The organism is Roseateles sp. GW821-FHT02E12, from assembly GCF_059421665.1.
The window spans coordinates 924,684-944,942 of the sequence record NZ_JBWKVK010000002.1; the positions used below are offsets into that span (position 1 = coordinate 924,684).

Annotated in this window: 23 protein-coding genes; 8 read left to right on the plus strand and 15 right to left on the minus strand. The window is 67.4% G+C overall.

The annotated features are described in order from the left end of the window. Positions 1-33: 33 nt before the first annotated feature. Both AC07V5_RS15025 and AC07V5_RS15030 read right to left on the minus strand, forming a co-directional pair. Positions 34-960, minus strand: coding sequence for a LysR substrate-binding domain-containing protein (locus AC07V5_RS15025; protein ID WP_495116477.1), 927 nt, complete (start codon positions 958-960; stop codon positions 34-36). 50 nt (positions 961-1,010) lie between these two features. Continuing rightward, entirely contained in the window at positions 1,011-1,781 is a 771-nt protein-coding gene (locus tag AC07V5_RS15030) for a tetratricopeptide repeat protein (RefSeq protein ID WP_495116478.1), read from the minus strand. Positions 1,782-2,013: 232 nt separating this feature from the next. On the opposite strand from AC07V5_RS15030, the gene AC07V5_RS15035 reads away from it, so the two are divergent. From AC07V5_RS15035 to AC07V5_RS15045, 3 genes are all read left to right on the plus strand, one after another. Beyond that, on the plus strand, positions 2,014-2,370 hold the full coding sequence (locus AC07V5_RS15035; RefSeq protein WP_495116479.1) for an MmcQ/YjbR family DNA-binding protein: 357 nt from the start codon (positions 2,014-2,016) through the stop codon (positions 2,368-2,370). 119 nt (positions 2,371-2,489) lie between these two features. After that, entirely contained in the window at positions 2,490-2,786 is a 297-nt protein-coding gene (locus AC07V5_RS15040; protein ID WP_495116480.1) for an autorepressor SdpR family transcription factor, read from the plus strand. Between the two features lie 8 nt (positions 2,787-2,794). Further along, positions 2,795-3,160: a hypothetical protein gene (locus AC07V5_RS15045; protein ID WP_495116481.1), complete on the plus strand. Its 366-nt coding sequence runs from the start codon at positions 2,795-2,797 to the stop codon at positions 3,158-3,160. Positions 3,161-3,166: 6 nt separating this feature from the next. Here the strand turns inward: AC07V5_RS15045 and AC07V5_RS15050 are convergent, their stop codons facing one another. The 9 genes from AC07V5_RS15050 to AC07V5_RS15090 all read right to left on the minus strand — a co-directional run bounded on the left by AC07V5_RS15050 (position 3,167) and on the right by AC07V5_RS15090 (position 11,818). After that, complete coding sequence (locus AC07V5_RS15050; protein ID WP_495116482.1) at positions 3,167-4,276, minus strand: Kelch repeat-containing protein; 1,110 nt, start codon at positions 4,274-4,276, stop codon at positions 3,167-3,169. A gap of 64 nt (positions 4,277-4,340) precedes the next feature. Continuing rightward, positions 4,341-5,726, minus strand: a complete 1,386-nt coding sequence (locus tag AC07V5_RS15055) for a hypothetical protein (RefSeq protein WP_495116483.1) — start codon at positions 5,724-5,726, stop codon at positions 4,341-4,343. Between the two features lie 238 nt (positions 5,727-5,964). After that, a complete protein-coding gene (locus AC07V5_RS15060; RefSeq protein WP_495116484.1) occupies positions 5,965-6,297 on the minus strand; it encodes a hypothetical protein in 333 nt (110 codons plus the stop codon). Beyond that, a complete protein-coding gene (locus tag AC07V5_RS15065) occupies positions 6,294-6,857 on the minus strand; it encodes an RNA polymerase sigma factor (protein ID WP_495116485.1) in 564 nt (187 codons plus the stop codon). Before AC07V5_RS15065 ends, AC07V5_RS15060 begins: the two co-directional genes overlap by 4 nt. Continuing rightward, the gene (locus AC07V5_RS15070) at positions 6,854-7,264 is read right to left on the minus strand and encodes a DUF6249 domain-containing protein (RefSeq protein WP_495116486.1); all 411 of its coding nucleotides are present in this window, start codon (positions 7,262-7,264) and stop codon (positions 6,854-6,856) included. Before AC07V5_RS15070 ends, AC07V5_RS15065 begins: the two co-directional genes overlap by 4 nt. Positions 7,265-7,459: 195 nt before the next feature. Next, positions 7,460-8,074, minus strand: coding sequence for a CAP domain-containing protein (locus tag AC07V5_RS15075; protein WP_495116487.1), 615 nt, complete (start codon positions 8,072-8,074; stop codon positions 7,460-7,462). 138 nt (positions 8,075-8,212) lie between these two features. Further along, positions 8,213-8,590 (minus strand): VOC family protein, encoded by a 378-nt coding sequence (locus AC07V5_RS15080; protein WP_495116488.1) that lies wholly within the window; start codon positions 8,588-8,590, stop codon positions 8,213-8,215. 35 nt (positions 8,591-8,625) lie between these two features. Next, positions 8,626-9,435 (minus strand): hypothetical protein, encoded by an 810-nt coding sequence (locus AC07V5_RS15085; RefSeq protein WP_495116489.1) that lies wholly within the window; start codon positions 9,433-9,435, stop codon positions 8,626-8,628. Positions 9,436-9,487: 52 nt separating this feature from the next. Beyond that, positions 9,488-11,818 (minus strand): ATP-dependent DNA helicase, encoded by a 2,331-nt coding sequence (locus tag AC07V5_RS15090; protein WP_495116490.1) that lies wholly within the window; start codon positions 11,816-11,818, stop codon positions 9,488-9,490. Positions 11,819-11,893: 75 nt separating this feature from the next. On the opposite strand from AC07V5_RS15090, the gene AC07V5_RS15095 reads away from it, so the two are divergent. Both AC07V5_RS15095 and AC07V5_RS15100 read left to right on the plus strand, forming a co-directional pair. Then, positions 11,894-12,271 (plus strand): DUF2237 family protein, encoded by a 378-nt coding sequence (locus tag AC07V5_RS15095; protein WP_495116491.1) that lies wholly within the window; start codon positions 11,894-11,896, stop codon positions 12,269-12,271. Then, positions 12,268-12,489, plus strand: a complete 222-nt coding sequence (locus AC07V5_RS15100) for a TIGR02450 family Trp-rich protein (RefSeq protein WP_495116492.1) — start codon at positions 12,268-12,270, stop codon at positions 12,487-12,489. The genes AC07V5_RS15095 and AC07V5_RS15100 overlap by 4 nt, the downstream gene beginning before the upstream one ends. A 25-nt stretch (positions 12,490-12,514) precedes the next feature. Here the strand turns inward: AC07V5_RS15100 and dinB are convergent, their stop codons facing one another. Next, a complete protein-coding gene (dinB, locus tag AC07V5_RS15105) occupies positions 12,515-13,735 on the minus strand; it encodes a DNA polymerase IV (protein ID WP_495116493.1) in 1,221 nt (406 codons plus the stop codon). Between the two features lie 175 nt (positions 13,736-13,910). Here dinB and AC07V5_RS15110 point away from each other — a divergent pair, with 175 nt between their 5' ends. Further along, positions 13,911-15,293: a patatin-like phospholipase family protein gene (locus AC07V5_RS15110; RefSeq protein WP_495116494.1), complete on the plus strand. Its 1,383-nt coding sequence runs from the start codon at positions 13,911-13,913 to the stop codon at positions 15,291-15,293. A gap of 273 nt (positions 15,294-15,566) precedes the next feature. Next, positions 15,567-16,199 (plus strand): PEP-CTERM sorting domain-containing protein, encoded by a 633-nt coding sequence (locus AC07V5_RS15115; protein ID WP_495116495.1) that lies wholly within the window; start codon positions 15,567-15,569, stop codon positions 16,197-16,199. Positions 16,200-16,259: 60 nt separating this feature from the next. Here the strand turns inward: AC07V5_RS15115 and AC07V5_RS15120 are convergent, their stop codons facing one another. Then, positions 16,260-17,240 carry an aldo/keto reductase gene (locus tag AC07V5_RS15120; RefSeq protein WP_495116496.1) on the minus strand — a complete coding sequence of 327 codons (981 nt, stop codon included), beginning with the start codon at positions 17,238-17,240 and terminating at the stop codon, positions 16,260-16,262. 122 nt (positions 17,241-17,362) lie between these two features. On the opposite strand from AC07V5_RS15120, the gene AC07V5_RS15125 reads away from it, so the two are divergent. Further along, positions 17,363-17,797 (plus strand): YidB family protein, encoded by a 435-nt coding sequence (locus AC07V5_RS15125; protein WP_495116497.1) that lies wholly within the window; start codon positions 17,363-17,365, stop codon positions 17,795-17,797. A 51-nt stretch (positions 17,798-17,848) separates the two neighbouring features. On the opposite strand, the gene AC07V5_RS15130 is transcribed toward AC07V5_RS15125, so the two are convergent. Both AC07V5_RS15130 and AC07V5_RS15135 read right to left on the minus strand, forming a co-directional pair. Continuing rightward, positions 17,849-19,525 carry a PhoH family protein gene (locus AC07V5_RS15130; RefSeq protein ID WP_495116498.1) on the minus strand — a complete coding sequence of 559 codons (1,677 nt, stop codon included), beginning with the start codon at positions 19,523-19,525 and terminating at the stop codon, positions 17,849-17,851. A gap of 176 nt (positions 19,526-19,701) precedes the next feature. Continuing rightward, entirely contained in the window at positions 19,702-20,181 is a 480-nt protein-coding gene (locus tag AC07V5_RS15135; protein WP_439463346.1) for a peroxiredoxin, read from the minus strand. Between the last annotated feature and the right edge of the window lie 78 nt (positions 20,182-20,259).

Here is a 20,259-nt window from a genome sequence, read left to right on the forward strand (position 1 = left end):
GCCCGCCCCGGCCGGTGCGCCCCGGAAAAAACCTCAGCCCGAGGCGGAAGAGTTTTCCGCCTGTGCCGCCTCGACGGCACGGCAGTGCGCGTGCAGCCAGTCGGCGAAGGCCTCGGCGGCGGGGCTGGCGCGGTGGCGAATGAGGCCGTAGTGGCGCTCGGCCGGCACGGTCAGCGCGAAGGGCTGCACGAGGCGGCCCTCGGCCAGCTCGTGGCGGGCCAGGCTGAGCCGGGCCAGCGCCACGCCCTGGCCGGCCAGGGCGGCGGCGAGCGTCAGGCCCAGGTCGACGAAGCGCGGGCCTTCGTCCGGCTCCGGCACATCGCCCAGGCCGGCGGCGCGCAGCCAAGGCGCCCAGGGCTGCAGCGGCGTGCGCAGCAGCGGCAGGGTGAGCAGGTCGGCCGGCTCGCGCAGCGCAGGGTGCTGCGCCAGCAGGGCCGGCGCGGCCAGCGGCGTGAGGCGGTCGCGCAGCAGCACCTGGGCAGGAGCGACGTCGTCCGGCACGGCGCCGTGCCGGATCTCGACGTCCGCCCCCGCGTCGCCCTCGGCCAGCAGCGGCACCGACAGCGTCAGCTCCAGCTCCACCTGTGGGTGCGCAGCCGTGAAGCCGGGCAGGGCGGGCACCAGCAGCTGCCGGGCGAAGGTGGGCGTGGAGCTGATGCGCAGCCGCTCGCGCTGGGTGCTGGCGCGCTGGTGCAGCGGCATGGCCTGCAGCAGGGCCAGGGCCTGGCGCACCTGGGGCAGGTATTCAAAACCGGCCGACGTCAGGCTCGGGCCCTTGGCGGGCTGGCGCAGGAAGAGGGGTTGGCCCAGCCGCTCCTCCAGCCCGGCCACGCGCTTGGCGACGGCGCTGGCCGTCAGCGCCAGTTCTGCCGCCGCCGCCTCGAAGCTGCCGGCACGCGCCACGGCCTCGAAGGCGAGCAGGGCGTCGAGCGAGGGCAGGCGGATGGGGCGGGTGGACATGCGGGCATCCTACCCAGCGGCCCGGTGCGGGCCGCGGCCTCCAAGGCGCGTCAGAAGTTGATCGTCGTCGGGCCGGCGTCGCGCGACGGGCGCCGCAGGTAATGGCCCAGGGTGCCGGCGACTGCCGCCACCACACCCGCGGCCAGTTGCAGGGCCTTGGGCCTTGACGCGGTCGCGCCACCCAGGCGCGGCGTGTCTCGGGGCTGCGCGACGGCGTGTACCAGCGCCAACTCCTGCTGGCGCTCCTGCACGAGGAAGAACATGCGGTTCGGGTCGGCGAAGCGCTTCGCCAGCGCGCGCACCGCCTTCAGCTCGTGCTTGCGTACCCGCACGCCTTGCGGGCTCAAGGTGCAGCCCAGTGCACGTGCGCGCACATAGAGCGCCTTGGCGGCCAGCCGGTCCGGCAGGCAGCCCACGCCGGCGTGCAGGCAGTTGGCGAGATTGAAGGTGGCCTCGGCATGGCCCATGGCCGCAGCCGTCACGTAGGCCGTCAGGCCCGCCGCCTCGTCGGCCGGGCCGCCCCGGCCGGTCACCAGCACCCGCCCGAGCTGGAAGCGCCCGATGGCACTGCGCCGCGCCGCGGCCTGCTGCAGCAGCTGGCGCGCCTGCACCGCGTCGGCCGGCAGGCCCAGGCCTTCCAGCTGGCACAGCCCCAGCATGGCCAGGCCGTCCTTGTCGCCACCGTCCGCCGCGGCGCGGAACCAGCCCACGGCGCGCTCGTAGTCCGGCGGTGTGGCCTGGAACAGCGCCATGCCGTGCTGGAGCGGGTCGATGGCTACCGGTGGCGGGATCGGGCCAGGGCCCAGGTTCAGGGGATTCATGCGGCAGGCAATCGTTGACGGCGGCTCTGGTGACCCGGGGCTGGCGCTCCGGGCCTGGTGAGGCGTATCCGTAGATTGTTGGCGAGCCCTGGGGTGCGACAGGGCCGCGCGGTTTGCGGCCGTGCCGCAAATTGCCGCAAAGCGTGGTTGTCGTGGTGAGAATGGACGGCCCTGCCCATCGGTTGGGCCCGCGCACCGGCCGGCACCAGCCCGCGAACCCCCACTCGACACCATGAGTTTTCAAGCCCTTGCCAAATACGCCATGGAACTGCCCGGCGCCACGCAGGACATCAAGTGGGGCGCCGACTGGGTGGCCAGCGTGGGCGCCAAGATGTTCTTCGTCGGCGGACCGCACCCGGGCACCTGGACGCATTGCAGCTTCAAGGTCGACGAGCACCGCTTCCTGGAGCTGACCGGCCTGCCTGGGTTCGCGCCGGCGCCGTATGCGGCGCGGTATCACTGGGTGGCGGTGTCGGATGCGAAGGCCCTGCCGTTGTCGGAGCTGAAGGCGCTGGTGAAGCGCTCGCATGAGCTCGTCGCCAGCAAGCTGCCCAAGAAGCTCAGGCTGAGCCTGGACATCCCGGTCTAGCCAGGCCCGGAGCTACGAGGGCTTCGACTTCTCACGGGCCTCGGCATGGGGCGTTGATGCACCAGTCGGTGGTGCCCGATGCCCTTGACACGTTTCGATGATTAGCTAATCATCGAGCCATGAACAAGGTTTTCAGAGCCCTTTCCGACCCGACCCGCCGCCAGGTGCTGCAGCTCCTGCGGCAGGGGCCCCTGAGCGCCGGTGAGCTGAGTGACCAGTTCCACGTCTCCAAGCCAACGATGTCGGCGCACTTCGCAGTGCTGAAAGAGGCCGACCTCGTTCACGCCGAAAAGGCGGGCAAGTCAGTCCTGTATCACCTGAAGCTGTCGGTGCTCGAAGAAGCGCTGCTGGGCTTCGTCCATTCGTTCAGCCCGAGCGCCGACGCGCCGGAACCCAAGAAGGAGATTGCGCGATGAAAAACGACTTGATCGAAGGCCTGGCGTGGGGCGGCAGCATCGTCGCCGTGGCGCTTTGCATGACCTCGGCGCGCAAGCTGGGTTATGTGGACGGCGACACCGTCACCCGGGTGGTCATCGCCATGAACGGGCTCATGATTGCCTGGTACGGCAACCGCATGCCCAAGCGTTTCTTCCCGAGCGAACTGGCCCGCAGGGTCAGCCGGTTCGGCGGCTGGTCCATCACCATCGGCGGGCTCATCTATGTCGCGCTGTGGGCGTTCGCCCCCATCCCTGTGGCAGTCGCGGCCGGGTCGGCCGCAGTCCTGACGGGTGTCGCGTTGCCGTTGATCTATTGCTTTTCGCAACGGGACAAGTTCAAGAACGCGACCTGAGCAGTCTCAGCGCCCGCCCACCTGCCAGGTGCGAGCCGTCGGGACGATGCGCTCGTCATAGCCGCCGGCCACGAGGGCGCCACCCGCGGGCAGGGCCGTGGCCGTGCTGAACGACAGCTCGCTGCCAATGCCGCTGCCCAGCCGGGCAAAGGCCGGCGTGCCGGGTGCCCAGGCCTCCACGTCGTTCGCATTGCCGGCGATGAGCACGTCGCCGTTGGCCAGCACCGTTGCGGCGCTCGCGATCTTGTAGCGCGCGCTCAGCAGTGGCGGCCCCGCCTCGAAGCGGCCCGTGGCGGGGTCGTAGATCTCGGTGCTGGCCAGGCGGTTGCGGTCCTCGCAGTCCGTCGAGCCGGCGATGACCATGACGCGGCCATCCTGCAGCACCAGCGCGGCAAGCTTGCAGCGCGGCTGGCTCAGCGAGCCCGTGGGCGTGAAGCGGCCCGTGGCGGGGTCATAGATCTCGGCCGTGGCCGTGGCCACGCGGCGCTCCACCAGCCCGCCGACGATGAGGACGCGGCCGTCCCGCAGGCGTGCCGCGCCGTGATGCGCCCGCGCCGTTGCCAGGCTGGCCGTGGGCTGCATGCGGCCACCTGCGGGGTCGAAGACCTCCACCGCGGCGGTGGGCTGGTTGGTACGCACAGCGCCGCCGACGATCAGCACGCGGCCGTCCAGCAGCGTGGTGGCCGTGCCGTCCATCCGGGGCACGGCCATGGGTGAGGCGGATTCGAAGCGGCGCGTGGAAGGGTCGAATACCTCCACCGCGGCGCTGACGCCGGTGCCCGTCCAACCGCCGGCCACGAGCACCCGCCCATCGGCCAGCGCCACTGCCGCATGCGAGGCGCGCGCCTCGCGCATGGAGCCGGTCGTGGCATGGCGGCCGGTACTGGGGTCGTAGAGCTCGGCCGAGCGCTGCACGGCACCGCAGTTCGCCTGCGCGCAGCCGCCGCTGAGCAGCACCAGCCCACCGGCCGTCGGTGTTGCCTGGTGGGCGGCGCGCGGGATCAGCATGGCGGAGCCCTCGGTCACGGGCAGCCGGCTTGCGGTAGGCAGGGGTGCCGCGATGAGGGCGGCGAGTGGGGCCAGAAGGAGAGGAAGGGCGAGGACTTGTCTATTCATGGTGGCGCATCTTGCCGGGATGGTGACTGGTGGCTAAGCCCCAAGCTTGAAACGGCTACCGTCTTTATTTTGCGATTGCAGCTTTAAGAATTTCTAGCAAACTCAATTCCCAGTCCGTTCTATCTTTCTCTTCTCGCCACCATAGTGCAAAGGCTGAAAGGCAATAGATTGTGCGTAAGGCCTCGAATCGTCCAAGTGGGATTCTGGTTTTGTGCGAGGCGGCATTTCTGTTTCGAATTAACTCCATTAAATTTTCGTGGAGCCAGTCTGGGAATACTGAAATTCGCCGAGGCTGGCGAGTGCTGGAATCGATTCGATCGGAAAAATACTTGCGATCGGATTTGATAATATTCAGTACCTCGCGCAGAGTTGCAATCAATTCCGGCGTCGATGTGGTTGCGGATTCTTTGTATTTCTTTTGTATTGCTGTAAGATTCTTGTATGTATCGTCTATGTTCGCCAATTCCAAGGGTTTTGGGGCTAGAATTTCGCGAATATTATTATGCAGATGATCGTATAGCTGACCAAGGGTGCTGCCTTTAGGGGAAGGTGCGCGAAGGTAGTATTCTGATATTTGAGTTAAGTAGTCTTCTGCGATAATTCCGAGCGTACTAATTGTATGAGTGAAGTCGCTCTTCTCAAAGTACTCAAACGCGGTTTCGAGCTGTGGTCGCAGCCGCTTATCGCGAATGGCTGCGTCATGTCCCAGTTTTAGAAATTCAAAGTATGGGGATAACAATTCTTCTTCAGGGGCGAAGATGCGCTCGATATGGGCTCCGTTGATCAAGTCTGCGGACTCAAGTAGTTCCGCGATTGCGGCTAATGGTTCACGAGCAACAGCTACGAAAACAACTTCGGCAAGATGCCAATCGCTCAGTAGCATTAGCGTCCCGCTTTTGACTTCAAGACATCCGCGCCGGACAACAAAACTAGAAAAGTTTGTATGCGTTATGCGGTCATTAAAAACCCGCACTGAATCCGGGAATTTTTCTAGTACCTCGTCGGCATCAAAATACTCTGCGCTACGAATGCCGTGATCATCAGCTTTAAGAAGGACTTCAAGGTTGTGGCCCTGTTGTCTGAGTGATGCTGCATTGATTGCGCTTAGAAATGTTGTTAGCCTAGTTATTTGTAAGATCTTGTGATCATCTGACAGGCCGTAAGATTTGTCGGTGATTTCGATCTGATAGGTTGATATGTCGCAATTATTGCGGGAAAAAATGTACTCTAGAAATTTTCCACTTGCGGACTTTGAAGCCGTGAGACGCCAATATCCGGTACTGGTTGGATGGCGAAGATAATTTCCCAGCGTTGCAGATTCGTCGGATCTGAAGCCTTCTGCAGGCATCCGTTTTCGCGTTTTGACAGGTGCGGCGCTCGCAGTACGTCGCTTAGCTGGTTCCTTCGCGTTGCCGGGGGAACCGGAGGCGTTTTGGGTAGCGCTTTTCATTCGACTTTTCCCTGTCGCGTTATCACTTGTCACTCAAGGTGGATGGTGACTCTTGGAGCGAGGACGCACTAGGAGTTTGGCGTGCGCTTGCAAGTTGCAGCATCGCGGGAACCCTAGTCGGTCACTCTTCTAGCGACATGGCCGCACCGAGCTGCTACGAAGAATGTGCCCGAGGCACCAAGCTAAGTCTTAGCGCTAGCCCGAGGCTTGCCGGCAGGCTAAGCCTTCAGGATGGTTTTCATCCCCGACTCCACCGACTCGGAATCGACCAAAAGACCAGCAACCCCACCAATGCCACCGCCGCCACCACATGCGGCGTATCCAGCGGTCCATTCGCGCTCGCCATCACCGCCGCCGTGCCGAAGGCCGCGACGCTGATCGCCACCCATTGAGCTCGCCTGACCCAGCGCGCCCAGCGGCGCTGCTGAGCTGATACGCCTTTGGGCGCCAGCGCCGCCATCACTCGCAGGCTGAAGCCGTCGTCATCGGGCTCACCGCCCTCCTGCAACTGCTGCCGCAGCGCATCGTCAAAAGAAGCGTCGTTGCTGTCGTCGTCGTGATTCGTCGTCATGGCGTGGGCTCCCATGCTTGCAGTTGCGCGCGCAGCTTGGCCTTGGCGCGTAGCACTTGGGTTTTGACCGTGCCGAGCGGCCAGCCCAACACCTGGGCGGCCTCGGCATGGCTGAGGTCGGCGCCGTAGCAGAGCAGCAGTGCGTGGCGCTGGGCCTCGCTCAGCTCGGCCATGGCGCGGTCGAGGTCGATGCGCCAGTCGGCGCCGGGGGCGAAGTCGCTGTGCGCGCCGAGCTCTGGCGGCGCGTCGTCCACCAAAGGCAAAGCTGGCCGTTCGGCCGACAGCGCGGAGTAGGCCAGCCGCGTCAGCCAGGTGCGAAAGCGCGCCTCGCCGCGGAACTTGGGCAGCGCGCGCCAGGCGCGAACAAACGCCTCTTGCGCGAGGTCGTCGGCGCGGCCCTGGTCGCCCCGGCAGACGCGGCCGAGCAGCTTGCGCAAGTACCCCTGGTGGGCCTGCACGAGGGCGGCGAAGGCCGCACGGTCACCGGCGCCAGCGCGGGCCACGAGGCGGGCCTCCTGCTGGGCCACCTCGGCTGCCGCGGCGGGGACGCCGGAGGTCACGGCTGGGGCGGTTGCTGCTTGCGTTCAACGGCCCAGTAGACCGCCAGGCCCAGGCCCAGGAAGAGCGGGATCAGGCCGATGCTCCAGAGCCAGGCGCCGGGCATCATGGCCGAGAACATGCCCATCAGGCCGAGGCCGACGCCGATGTTGATGACGGCGGGAATGAGGATGCGGTTGGGGTTGGACTGGTCGCGCTTGGCGCGGTGCCAGTCGCTGTCCTGCACGTCGTTCAGCAGCTCGGGCGGGATGGGCTGGCCGGCCCGGGCGAGTTCGCGGATGGTCTCGTGCCGCTGTCGCTCGGTGTGGGCCTTGCTCATGTAGTGCGCCACGATGGCGATGATGGGAATGAGCAGCGACAGGATGGGGATCATCAGCGGGCTGACGTCCTGAAAGCGGTCGAAGAACATGGGCGGGCTCCAGGGAAGCAGGTGAATGGTGCTTCCTTTGAGCGGCCGGCCGCGGCGTTTGGATTCAGTCGGCCAAGAAAATTCTGCGGGGCTCTGTGTTTCGGGCCGAGCGTCGGGCCGCCCCAAGCCGGCCCGCCATGGCGATGTGTTTGCGGCTCAACGCCGCGAACATCGCCGTCCCCGTGGGCGAGGGGCTCACCGTGGACTGCCGAAGTCCTGCGTCCAGTAGGTGCGATAGCTGGTGCCGACGTTGCCGGCCACGCAAGCCGCACCGATCTCGCGAAAGGCTGCGTTCATCAGGTTGGCGCAATGGCCGTCGCTCTTCATCCAACCGTCCACCACCTCGGCGACCGTGGCCTGGCCTGCGGCGATGTTCTCGCCCAGGCCGCTCCAGACGTAGCCCGCGGCGGTTGCCCGGGTGCCGAGCGTGCTGCCGTCGCTGCCGGTGTGGCTGAAGAAGTTGCGCGTGACCATGTCGTCGCTGTGCGCGGCGGCGGCCTGGGTGAGCGCGGCGTTCCAGGTGAGGTCACGCGCCGGAGCGAACGCACCCTGGGCGCCGCAGGTGGCGCCTTCGCGGCGACGGGCGTTGACGGCCGCCAGCATGTCGGCCTGGAAGTTGGCGAGATTGCAGGTGATGCGGGTGCCGGCGGTCGGCGGAGGTGGCGCCGGAGCCGGGGCAGGGGCAGGTGAGGGCGCGGGAGGGGCGGCCGGCGCTGCGGCCGGTGAGCTGGCATCGGAGCCGCCACCGCCGCAGCCGGTCAGCGAAAGCAGGGTGGCAACAGCGAGAGGTGCAAGGCGAAGGTGACTCATAGGCCGCCAGCGTGGCACGGCCGGTGGTGGCGCTCGTTACCGGGTGCAGCCAGGCAAGCCGGCCAGCAACATCCCTGAACAACTGCTGCGGCTGGCCGCCGAGTCCTGCGGCATAAGTCGCATCCGGGGTAGGCGGCGTCAGGCCTCGGGCGCGTGGCAGACCGCTTCGATGTTGTGCCCGTCCGGGCCGATGACGAAGGCGGCGTAGTAGTTCGCGTGGTACTTGGGGCGCAGTCCCGGCGCGCCGTTGTCTTTGGCGCCGGCCTCCAGCGCGGCGCGATGGAAGGCATCGACCTGCTGGCGCGTCTGCGCCATGAACGCGAGGTGCAGGTGGGCCGGCTTCTCCTGGGTTTCAAACAGGCACAAGCTCGCCAGCTGGCCCTTGACGATCAGCTCGATGCCGTAGGTGGGCTCTCCTTCAGCGCCAACCGTGACGCCGAGCGGCGCCAGCGCTTTGACATAGAAGGCCTTGCTCGCAGCGAAGTCGCTGACGCCGAACTTGACGTGGTCAAACATGGGTTTCCTTGTGGGTGTGAGGTGCCGCGCTGGCCTCAGTCCTGCCGCGTTCGGCGCGGTTGGCAGGGATAGGCCTGATGGAGGCCGCCGAGCAGCAGATTGCCCAGCACAGACTGCTGGCCAGGTGCGATCGACTTGAGCACGGCCACCGTAAACTCGACATCGGAGACCGCCTCGGGGATGCAGAAGTGCCGCGGGATCGGGTGGTCCTCGCTCTGGACAAAGCTCTCGTGGGCCTGGATCGCGCCTTTGACGATGCCGATGCAGAAGTCGGCCTTGGCCCGGTCGGCAGGCTGCGTGGACGACAGCAGCTTGACGGAGCAACGCGACAGGAACTGCTGAGCCTTGATCTCGCCGGTGAAGCTGGGTTCCGCCTCCCAGGCGGACGGCTTGGGCCGCACCAGCTTGCAAGGCACGGTCGCGACGCGGCCCTGGAACTGGCTGATCGGGCCTTGCAGGATGTCGCAGTCCAGCATCGTCCGGTCATCCTTCTGGCGGCTGGACGACAGGTTGACCAGCACCTCATAGTCAGGATCAGGGAGAACGGCCGCCAACTTGGGGTCGAAACGGACATTGCTGACCACGGCCACACGCTGGTCCTTGATGCTCTGCGTGTGGGTGGCCAGGTGGAGGCCGCCCGGCCCGATCTCGTCGGCAAACCAGCTGCGGATCTCGATGGACTCGCCCGACTCGCGCATCCACCGCTCGGCCTCTTCGGTCAGCTCGACCTGGATCTTGAAGTCGGGGTGCTGCGGGCGTCCGGCGCGGCCTTGGGTGGACTGCTGGCAGTACAGCACGATGAACAGCACGAGCAACAGGTTGCGCAGCCATGCCGATGGGTTCATGTAGTGGATTGCCGTTGGTCGTCCCGGGGCGCAATCTAACCCGGCTGCTGCATCACAGCTGCCACCACCCCGGCAACAGCGCCCGCACCTCGGGCCGCGCGTAGCGCTTGTCCAACAGCCACACCCAGCCGCGGTCATCCACGGAGCGCAGCACGCGGCCGGCGGCCTGCACGACCTTTTGCATGCCGGGCACGAGGTCGGCGTAGCCGTGGTCGGCGCCGAACATCGTGTCCAGGCGTTCGCGCACCTGCTCCTGCAGCGGCGACACGGGCGGCAGGCCGAGCGTGGCAATGAAGGCACCGATGAGGCGTGTGCCGGGCAGGTCCACGCCCTCGGCGAACGCGCCGCCCAGCACGGCAAAGCCGATGCCGCGGCCGCCCGCCACGAAGCGGTCGAGGAAGGCACGCCGTGCCCCGTCGCCCATCGCGCGGGACTGGCTCCACTGCGGCACCTCTGGGTGGCGCAGCGCCAGCCGGGCGGCGGCCTTGTCCAGGTAGTCGAAGCTGCTGAAGAAGGCGAGGTAGTTGCCGGGGTGCTCGGTGAACTGCGTGGCCAGCAGGTCCACCAGCGCGCCGAGCGAGGCCTGGCGATGGTCATACCGGGTGGAGAGGTGCTGGGCCACGCGCACCGTCAGGTGCTCGGGCGGGAAGGGCGCGGGCACGTCGATCCAGGCGGTGTCGTCGGGCAGCCCGAGCAGGTGGCGCGGGTAGTCCCGCGGGCCCAGCGTGGCCGAGAACAGCGTGACGCTGTGGCAACCCTCGAAGCGCTCCTTCAGGAAGTGGCCGGGCACGATGTTGCGCACCGACAGCAGCACGTCGCGGCCATCGTTGGGGTCGTCTTCGTCGTCTTCTTCCAGCAGCGAGAGGTTGCGCGGTGCGTCCAGCGCCGAGGCGGGCCGCTCGGGAGCGGCGCTGCGCTGCAGGTCGCACAGCGAGTGCGTGTCCAGACGGTCCAGCAAGCGTTGCAGGCCCAGCACCTCGAAATAGAACTCCAGCATCGCGCCGACTTCGAGCGGGTGGTTCTGCACATGCTCGCCCAGGGCGACGTTGACGCGTTGCAGTGCCTCGGCCAGCGCATCGGGCACCTGGCTGAGCGGCTGGTAGTCGCTGGCCTGGGCGCGGCCGAGCGTGGCCAGTTCCTTGGCGAGGCGGCGCAGCGGTGCGCGCAGGCTCACGGGCGCGGCGGCCACGGCCTGGCGCACCCGCGCCAGGCTGAGGCTGACGCTGTACATGTCTCGTGCACGGTCGATGAGGTTGTGGGCTTCGTCCACCAGCAGCGCGAGCTTCCAGCCCTGGGCCTGCGAGAGGCCGTAGAGCTGGCCGTGGGGGTCGAAGGCGTGGTGCACGTCGCCCACGACGACGTCGGCCCAGCGCAGCAGCTCCTGGCCGAGGTAGTAGGGGCAGACGTCGTGCTGCAGCGCGATGCGGCGCTGGGCGGTGGGGTCCAGCCAGCCCACCTGCACGGCCTCGGCGCGGGCGGCGGGCAGCTTGTCGTAGAAGCCGTGGGCCAGCGGGCAGGCGTCGCCGTGGCAGGCCTTGGTGGGGTGCTCGCAGGCTTGCTCCTTGGCCACCAGCGTCAGCACGCGCAGCGCTTTGCCGGGCGTGTGCTCGCGCAGCCCGTGCAGGGCCTCCAGCGCGGTGATGCGGCCGGTGCCCTTGCAGGTCATGTAGCCGATCTTGTCGAGCTGCTGCAGCGGCATGGCGCGCAGCAGCGGGTACAGCGTGCCCAGCGTCTTGCCGATGCCGGTGGGCGCCTGGGCCAGCAGGTGGCGGCCGTTGGCGGCCACGCGGTAGACGGCCTCGGCCAGCAGGCGTTGGCCCGGGCGCAGCTCGCCCAGCGGGAAGGGCAGGGCACTCAGGCCGGCATCGCGTGCCGTGCGGTGCTCGGCCTCCTGCCGCGCCCAGGCCTCGAACTGGTTGCAGCGCACCTCGAAGGCGGCCTGCAGGGCGGCGGCGGTGGCGGTCTCGCGCAGCACGGTTTCGTTCTGCGTGTCAGCGTCCACGTAGACGAGGGCCAGCTCCAGCTCGGCCAGGCCGCGGTCTGCGGCGATGAGGGCGCCGTAGGTTTGCAGCTGGGCCCAGTGCAGTGCGCGGCGGTTCTCGGGGATGAGTTCGACGGGGCCACGGATGGTCTTGATCTCTTCCAGCCGGTTCACGTCGGCCTCGTAGCCATCGGCCCGGCCGCGCACGCGCAGGTGACCGTGCTGGCCCTCCAGCGGCAGCTCGGTCTCGTAGCCCGGCGAGCGGCGAGCGAGCACCGCCAACTGGCCGGCCTGACCCTCCAGCGCGGTGGCCGAGGGCGTGAAGCGGCGGTCCAGGCTGCCGTGCTTGGCGGTGAACTCGCACAGATTGCGCACCGAGACGGTGTAGGTCCAGTCGCTCATGCGCTGAAGCACCGGCTCGCCCACGGCCTCAGCTTTGCCGGCAAGATGCGGCGTTGGACAACAGAAGGGCGGCGCATGACGGCGGTGAATGTACTGGGCACGCCTTTGCAGGCCTGCTCGTTCGACCCCTTGACCGGGTTCCTGCGCGATGGCTGCTGCACGGCGGACTCCCAGGACCGGGGCACCCACCTCGTCTGCGTGCGTGTGACGCAGGAGTTCCTGGACTTTTCGCTCGCGCGGGGCAATGACCTCAGCACGCCGCGCCCGCAGTGGCGCTTTGCGGGCCTGAAGCCGCGCGACCGCTGGTGCCTGTGCGCGCTGCGCTGGCTGGAGGCGCTGGAGGCGGGCGTGGCGCCGCCGGTGGTGCTGGAGGCCACGAACCAGGTGGTGCTGCGGCTCATCCCGCTGGCGCGGCTGCAGCAGCACGCGTTGCCCATCGTGGCGTCGCCGTGAACCCGCTGCACCCCAAGAAGCTGCTGCTCAGCAAGTGGACCGCAGTGGCCCCCGTGGCCAAGGACAAGCATTTCGTCGTCATCAAGGTGCTGGAGCCCGAGCTGCCCGGCGCGCCGGTGGAATGGGTGGAGCTGGAGGCGCTGTTCTCCAAGCGCGTGCAACGGCTGGCGTGGCGCGAGCTGCGCGACCGGGCGGTGTGGCGCCAGGGCTGGGTCTGAGCGTTTCAAGGGTCGGACGGCAGCCTCAGAACAGGTCGAGGTTTTGCTCGGCCGGAACCTGAGCGACCGCCGCTGCGGAGGCCCCGGCCGCCGGGGTGGCGAGCGCCTCGCTGGCATGCACGAGGTTGCCGATGCGCACGCCCATCAGCCGCAGCCGCTTGTCGAACTTGACGCGCTTGAGGCACAGGCCGACCGCGGCGCGGATGTCGGCGGCGCTGGTGATGGGCGCCTTGAGCGTCTGGTCGCGCGTGACGGTGATGAAGCCTTCGAAGCGCAGCTTGATGCCCACCGTCTTGCCCGCGTAGTGCTTGCGGGCGAGGTCACGCGACAGGCTTTCGCACAGCTCGTCCATGATGCCGCCGAGCAGGGCGCGGTCGTGCACGGCGTGCAGGTCGCGCTCGAAGGTGGTTTCGCGGCTGATGGACACGGGCTCGCTGTGCGTGACGACGGGGCGCGAATCACGCCCGTGCGAGGCGGCGTGCAGCCACTGGCCGTAGCTCTCGCCGAACTGCTCGACGAGCCAGGTGGGGTCGGCCGCGGCGATGTCGCCCACGGTCTCCAGGCCGAGCTTGACGAGCTTGTCGCTCGCCTTGGGGCCGATGCCGTTGATCTTGCGCACGGCCAGCGGCCAGACGCGGGCGGGGATGTCGTCCAGCGTCAGCACGCTGATGCCGTCGGGCTTGTCCAGTTCGCTGGCGATCTTGGACAGCAGCTTGTTGGGCGTGACGCCGATGGAGCAGGTCAGGCCGGTGGCGCGGCCGACGGAGTTCTTGATCTCGCGCGCCACGGCCTTCACGCCGCCCAGCGGGTCGTGGCCCACGGCGTCGCGCACGCCGGGCACGTCGGTGAGGTCGATGTAGATCTCGTCGATGCCGCGGTCCTCGATGACGGGCGCGACTTCGGCCACGGCGGCCTTGAAGAGGCGCGAGTACTTGCGGTAGGAGTCGAAGTCGGCCGGCAACAGGATGGCGTCGGGCGCGCGCAGGGCTGCTTTCATGAGGCCCATGGCCGAGAACACACCGAGGTCGCGGGCGGCGTAGGTGGAGGTGGTGACGACGCCGCGGCCGGTGTAGTCGCGCAACTTGGAGTAGCGCCAGGAGCCGTCTTGCAGCTGCTGCGGCGCGTCGGCCCGCCGGCCGCCGATGACGACCGCCTCGCCCTTGAGCTGCGGATAGCGCAGCAGCTCGACAGACGCATAGAAGGCGTCCATGTCGAGGTGGGCGATCCAGCGGTCGGGTTGGTGCATGTCAGCGATGCACGGCCGCCCGGAACCGCTGATGCGCGCCGTTGGGCGGCAGCGAGCGGATGCGAGCGTGGGGGCAGTTCATTCTCGCGATTGTCACTGGGAATAAAGACAGGATATGGCAGCATCGGCAGAATGCGCCCGCCGCCCTTCACCGCCCATCACTGAGACAGGCCCCATGCGCGTTCTGCTGCTGCTTTGCACCTGCCTGCTGCTGGCCGCCTGTGCCAGCGCGCCCATGAACGCGCCGCGCAACAAGCCGGCGGCTGCGCAAACGATGCAGCGCGCACCCAGGCCGCTGGATTCGGACACCTTCGTCGCCTTGAGCTTCTCGGGCGGCGGGCTGCGTGCGGCGGCGTTTTCCTACGGCGTGCTGGAGGGGCTGCGGGAGCAGGCATCCACGCCGGGCCGCACGCTGCTGGACGAGGTGAGCTTCATCACCAGCGTGTCGGGCGGCTCGCTGACGGCGGCCTACTTCGGCTTGCATGGCGCCGAGGGCCTGCGCGAGTTCCGCGACAAGGTGCTGACGCACGACGGCGAGGCGGGGCTGCGCTTCAGCCTGCTCAACCCCAACAACCTGCGCCGCCTGTTTGCCGGCGGGCTGAACGACCGTAGCGACTTCAGCGACTGGCTGGAGAAGGACGTCTTCAAGGGCGCCACCTTTGCCGACATGTTCAAGCGCCCGCGGCCCGTGGTGTGGATCAGCGCCAGCAATGTGCAGTACCGGCTGGCCTTTCCTTTCCATGAGCGCACGTTCGACGCGCTGTGCAGCGACCTGGCGAGCTATCCGGTGTCCGAGGCGGTGGCGGCGTCCATGGCGGTGCCGCTGTTCTTCGCGCCGGTCGTGGTGGAGCGCTTCCCCGGAGCATGCGAGCTGAAGGTGCCGCCGGGCCTGAACGCCCGCCGCGATGACCGCGATGACCAGCATCGGCTGCGGTTGGCGCTGTCACGGCTGTTCCGCGACAACCTCGACCCCAAGGCCGGCCGCTTCCTGAAGCTGGTGGACGGCGGGCTGACCGACAACCTCGGCTTGGTGGCCATCCTGCAAAGCCGCGTGCTGCTGAACACGCCCTACGGCCCCATCCCCGAGAACGATGCGGCAACGATGCGCCGCCTGCTGTTCATCGTGGTGGACGCCGGCCAGGGCCCCAGCGCCGACTGGGCGCGGGAGGTGGCCGGGCCATCTGGGGTGGACATCGCGGCGGGCGCCGTCGACACCGCCATCGAGAGCACGATGCGCATGAGCTACGCGAGCTTCCTGCCCATGGTGCGCAACTGGGAACGCGACCTGGTGACCTACCGCTGCAGCCTGAGCGACGAGCGCAAGGCCGCGCTGCGTGCGCTGAACCCGGACTGGCGCTGCGAGGACATCAAGTTCAGCGTCACGCAGGTCAGCTTTGCCGACCTGCCCGAGGCCGAGGAGCAGGCGCTGAACGGCATTCCAACGCGGCTCAAGCTGCCTCACGAACAGATCGATCGCCTCATCGCCGCGGGACGTCGGGCCGTCACTCAGGATGCCGGGGTCCGGCGTTTTTCCGATTCAGTTCAGCGCGGCGACTGACGGTTAACCTCATATCTGATCGGCGCGACGGGCGCTCCTGACGAGTCATTTCAGTGCAATGTGCCGCGCCAGGGTTTTCCTCATGTCGAGGTAGTTGCCACCTTCAAACACGGGAGTCATGTCACAGATGTGTGGGACGCGTTGTCCTACTGGAGCTGACAGTTAGCTGTCCTACAGCGGCACGGCTTATGCGGTAGTGAGTTGCGCGGTGCTCATTGCGGGTTGTTGCGGAGTTCGAGCCCGGCTAAACGATTGCTACAACTGGAGACATAAATGATCAAGAAGATGTTCGCCCTGGCCGCCTTGGCCGGCCTGGCCCCCCTGACGGCGCACGCCGCCTTGACGATGCTGACACCGGCGGACGGTTGGCCGCCCGTGGGCAGCAGCGGCCTGAGCACCGTGTTGTTCAACGCTGTGTCCGCCAACGGCGTGAAGGTGGCCATCGGCGCGCATGCGTACAAGAACAGCCCCTCCCTGGCCAACGACGGCGTGCGCAATTTCAATGCACAGAGCGGCGTTTACGGGCCGGACGGCAAGAACTACGCGAATTGGAGTTTCGACTTCGTCTACGACATCCGTGGCTGCCAAGGCTGCAAGGTCTGGCTGGGCATCGATACCGACAGCACCGCGGGCGTGAACTACACCGACATCGACCTGCTGGCCAACGGCCTGCCGCCGGCGCTGGCCGAGTCGTGGAACCTGGAGATGGCTTTCCTGACGTCGCCGGCGTTCAACTTCAACCCTTATGCGGCCAGCTCGACGGACTTCCGGCTCTTCGTGACGAATGCTGCGGGCGCTCGGATTGCATTCACCGACATCAACGTCACCGTGCCGGAGCCGGCGTCGCTGGCCCTCGTGGGCATCGCACTGGCCGGCCTGGCGGTGGGCCGCCGTCGCCGCGTTTGATTCACCGACGTGCAAAAGCAAAGCGGCCCTCGGGCCGCTTTTTTCATGCCCAGCCAGGGCTCACCAAAGGCCGTGCACCTGCGGCGCGATGCGGCGCTGGTACAGGTCGGCCAGGGCCTGCATCAGCGGCGCGGGCAGGGCAGCCAGGTCGGCGGCGCTGACGTTCTCGTCCACCTGCTCGGGCGTGCGGCCGCCGGGGATGGCGGTGGTGATGGCTTCGTTCATCAGGATCCAGCGCAGCGCCAGCTTGGCCATGCTCACGCCGGTGGGCAGCAGCGCGCGCAACTCCTCCACGGCGGCCAGGCCCTGCTCGTAGTCGACGCCGGAGAAGGTCTCGCCCTTGTCGAAGGCCTCGCCCTGGCGGTTGAAGGCGCGGTGGTCGTCGGCGCTGAAGCTGCTGTTGCGCGTGAACTTGCCGCTGAGCATGCCGCTGGACAGCGGCAGCCGCGCCAGCACGCCCACCTGGGCGGCCTGCGCGGCGGGGAGGAAGGTCTCGGCCGGCCGCTGGCGGAACAGGTTGTAGATGATCTGCACCGACTGCACGCCGGGGAACTTCAACGCGGCCAGAGCCTCGTCGATGCGCTCGACGCTGACGCCGTAGTGGCGCAGCTTGCCTTCCTTCACCAAGTCGTCCAGCGCGCCGAAGACTTCGGGCATGTCGTAGACGGCCGTGGGCGGGCAGTGCAACTGCAGCAGTTCGATGGCGTCGGTTTCCAGGTTCTGCAGGCTGCGCTCGATGAAGGGGCGCAGGTCGCGGTAGCCCTCGGCCACGTGCGGGTTCAGGCGGCGGCCGGCCTTGGTGGCGATGTGGAAGGGGTCGCTGGGGCGCTCACGGCGCAGGCGGGCGAGCAGGCGCTCGCTGTGGCCGTCGCCGTAGACGTCGGCCGTGTCGAAAAAGTTAACGCCGCGGTCCAGCGCGCGGTGCAGCGCGGCCAGCGCCGCCGTGTCGTCGGTGTTGCCCCAGGTGCCGCCAATGGCCCAGGCGCCGAAGCCGATTGCAGAGACGTTCCAGCCGGTGCGGCCGAGGGGGCGGTAGAGCATGGTCGATGGAGGAATGGGAATTGAGTCAATGATGATAGCGCTCACATGCATCCCTATGAATGGCCAACCGGGCCGTGAAACCCGGGCCTAGACTGCAGCGAGTCACTTCATCGGAGATCGAAATGGGACTTCTCGACAACATGCTCGGCGCCGCAACCCAGAGCCTCGGGCGCCAGCCGGCCGGTGGTGGGCAGGACTGGGTGGCGCTGATCTCGGGCCTGTTGGCCAATGGCTCGCTGCAGGGCGGCCTGCCGGGGCTGTTGCAGCAGTTGCAGGCGAGCGGCCTGGGCGACCAGGTGCAGAGCTGGATCTCGACGGGCGCGAACCAGCCGGTGTCGGGCGACCAGCTCAGCGGTGCGCTCGGTGGTGCTGGCGGGCTGCTCGGCCAGTTGGCGCAGCAGGCTGGCGTGTCGCACGTCGAGGCGGGCGATCAGCTCAGCCAGCTGTTGCCGCAGATCGTGGACCGGCTGACGCCGAACGGGCAGTTGCCGGCCAACCTGGGCGCGGGCGGCCTGGGCGATCTCGCCGGCATGCTGGGTGGGCTGCTGAACCGCTGAAAAAGAAACGGCCCCTCGCAAGGGGCCGTCGGGGTGCCGAATGGCGTGGCTTTAGAGCACTTCGGACGCGAAATCGGCCAGCCGTGAACGCTCGCCGCGTGCCAGCGTCACATGGCCGCTGTGAGCCCAGCCCTTGAAGCGGTCGACCGCAAACGTCAGGCCCGAGCTGCCCTCGGTGAGGTAGGGCGTGTCGATCTGCGCGAGGTTGCCCAGGCAGACGATCTTGGTGCCCGGGCCGGCGCGGGTGATCAACGTCTTCATCTGCTTGGGCGTCAGGTTCTGGGCCTCGTCGATGATGACGAACTTGTTCAGGAACGTGCGCCCGCGCATGAAGTTCAGGCTCTTGATCTTGATCTTGCTGCGCACCAGGTCGTTGGTGGCCGCGCGGCCCCATTCGCCCGCGGTGGAGCCGCCCTTGGCCAGCACTTCCAGGTTGTCGTCCAGGGCGCCCATCCAGGGGCCCATCTTTTCCTCTTCGGTGCCGGGCAGGAAGCCGATGTCCTCGCCCACGGGCACGGTCACGCGGGTGACGATGATCTCGCTGTAGCGGCGGTCATCGAACACCTGGCTCAGGGCCGCGGCCAGCGTCATCAGCGTCTTGCCGGTGCCGGCCGTGCCGGTCAGCGTGATGAAGTCGCACTCGGGGTCCATCAGCAGGTTGAGCGCGAAGTTCTGCTCGCGGTTGCGGGACGTGACGCCCCAGACGGCGTGCTTCTGGTTGCCGTAGTCCTTCAGCGTGCGCAGCACGGCCGTCTTGCCGGTGATCTCGGTGACCTTGGCGTAGAGCGGCGTCGTGCCGGGGGCTTCGAGGTAGACCAGCTCGTTGATCAGCAGTGTGGGCACGAGGGGCCCGCTGATGCGGTAGAAGGTCGTGTTGCCCTGCTGCCAGCTCTCCATGGTCTTGCCATGGCGGTCCCAGAAGTCGCTCGGCAGCGCCTGGACGCCGGTGTAGAGCAGGTCCGAGTCTTCCAGCGTCTTGTCGTTGCGGTAGTCCTCCGCCGGCAGGCCCAGGGCGCGGGCCTTGATGCGCATGTTGATGTCCTTGGACACCAGCACCACTTCACGGCCCGGGTGGATGCCCTTCAGCGCCTGGACGACGCCCAGGATCTGGTTGTCGGCCTTGCCTTGCGGCAGGCCCTGGGGCAGCGGGGTGTCGATCAGCTCGGTCTGGAAGAACAGCTTGCCTTCGGCCTCGCGGTGGCCGGTGCCGGCGAGCGCCAGGCCCTTGGACATCTCCTCGATGCCGCTGGTCTTGAGGCTGGCTGCCAGCTGGTCCAGCTCGCGGCTGACCTGGCGCACGTTGCGGGCGACCTCGGTCATGCCCTTCTTGTGCCCGTCCAGCTCCTCGAGCGTGATCATGGGCAGGAAGACGTCGTGCTCCTCGAAGCGGAACAGCGACATCGGGTCGTGCATCAGCACGTTCGTGTCGAGGACGAACAGCTTGGGCGTTTCGGTCGGCTTGCGCGTGCGTTTGGGCGCGGCGGATTTGGCTGGTGCCTTGGTGGGCGCCTTGCCGGGCAGCCCCTGCTTGGCGGCCGCGGGGCTGGAGGCGGGGGTGGGGAGGCGCAGCACTTCGGCTGTCGCGGCCACGCTCGGCGCGGCGGCGGGCGCTGTGACCGGCGCCACATGGGGCGGGGCGGCGCGAGGTTTGCTGGGAGTCAGGGTGGCCGAGTAGGCGGCGGTTTCGAGGCGGCTTGCGCGTTGTGCAGGAGGCTTGGGCAGTGGCATGTACGGCTAGGCAGCAGGGGGTGGGCCCCACGACATCCTGGCTCCAGAAAGCAAAAAGCCGCGCAGGATGAGCGCGGCTTTTGTGGTCTGAGACATGGATTCGACTCGGGGCATGCGCTGATTATGCACATCCGCCGAGGCAGTTTCGCCTCAGGGAAGAACCTGAACAAATGATGTCAGGCGGCTTCCTTCTTCAGGCCCTTGACGGCCTTGAGCACTTCGTCGACGTGACCGGCGACCTTGATGCCGCGCCACTCGCCCACCAGGATGCCATTCGGGGCGATCAGGAAGGTCGAGCGCTCGATGCCCTTGACCTTCTTGCCGTACATGATCTTGTTCTTGACCACGCCGAACATGTGGCAAAGCTTCTCTTCGGTGTCAGCGATCAGCTCGAAGGGCAGCTCCAGCGCCTGCTTGAACTTCTCGTGCGACACCATGTTGTCGCGCGAGACGCCCAGCACGACTGCGCCGGCCTTCACGAAGTCCTTGTGGCGATCGCGGAATTGCATCGCCTCAGTGGTACAACCCGGCGTGTTGTCTTTCGGGTAGAAGTACAGCACGACCGACTTGCCCAGGAAGGCATTGGCAGTGAACTTCACGCCGCCGGTGGCTTGAGCCTCAATTTCCGGCAGGGGTTTGTTGAGCGCAGGCGTCATTGGGGGGGTGCAGCAAGTTGGGCTCACGGGGTCCCCGGGTCGTGACTGCTGTTGTGGAGCAATTCACGCGGGCGCCCG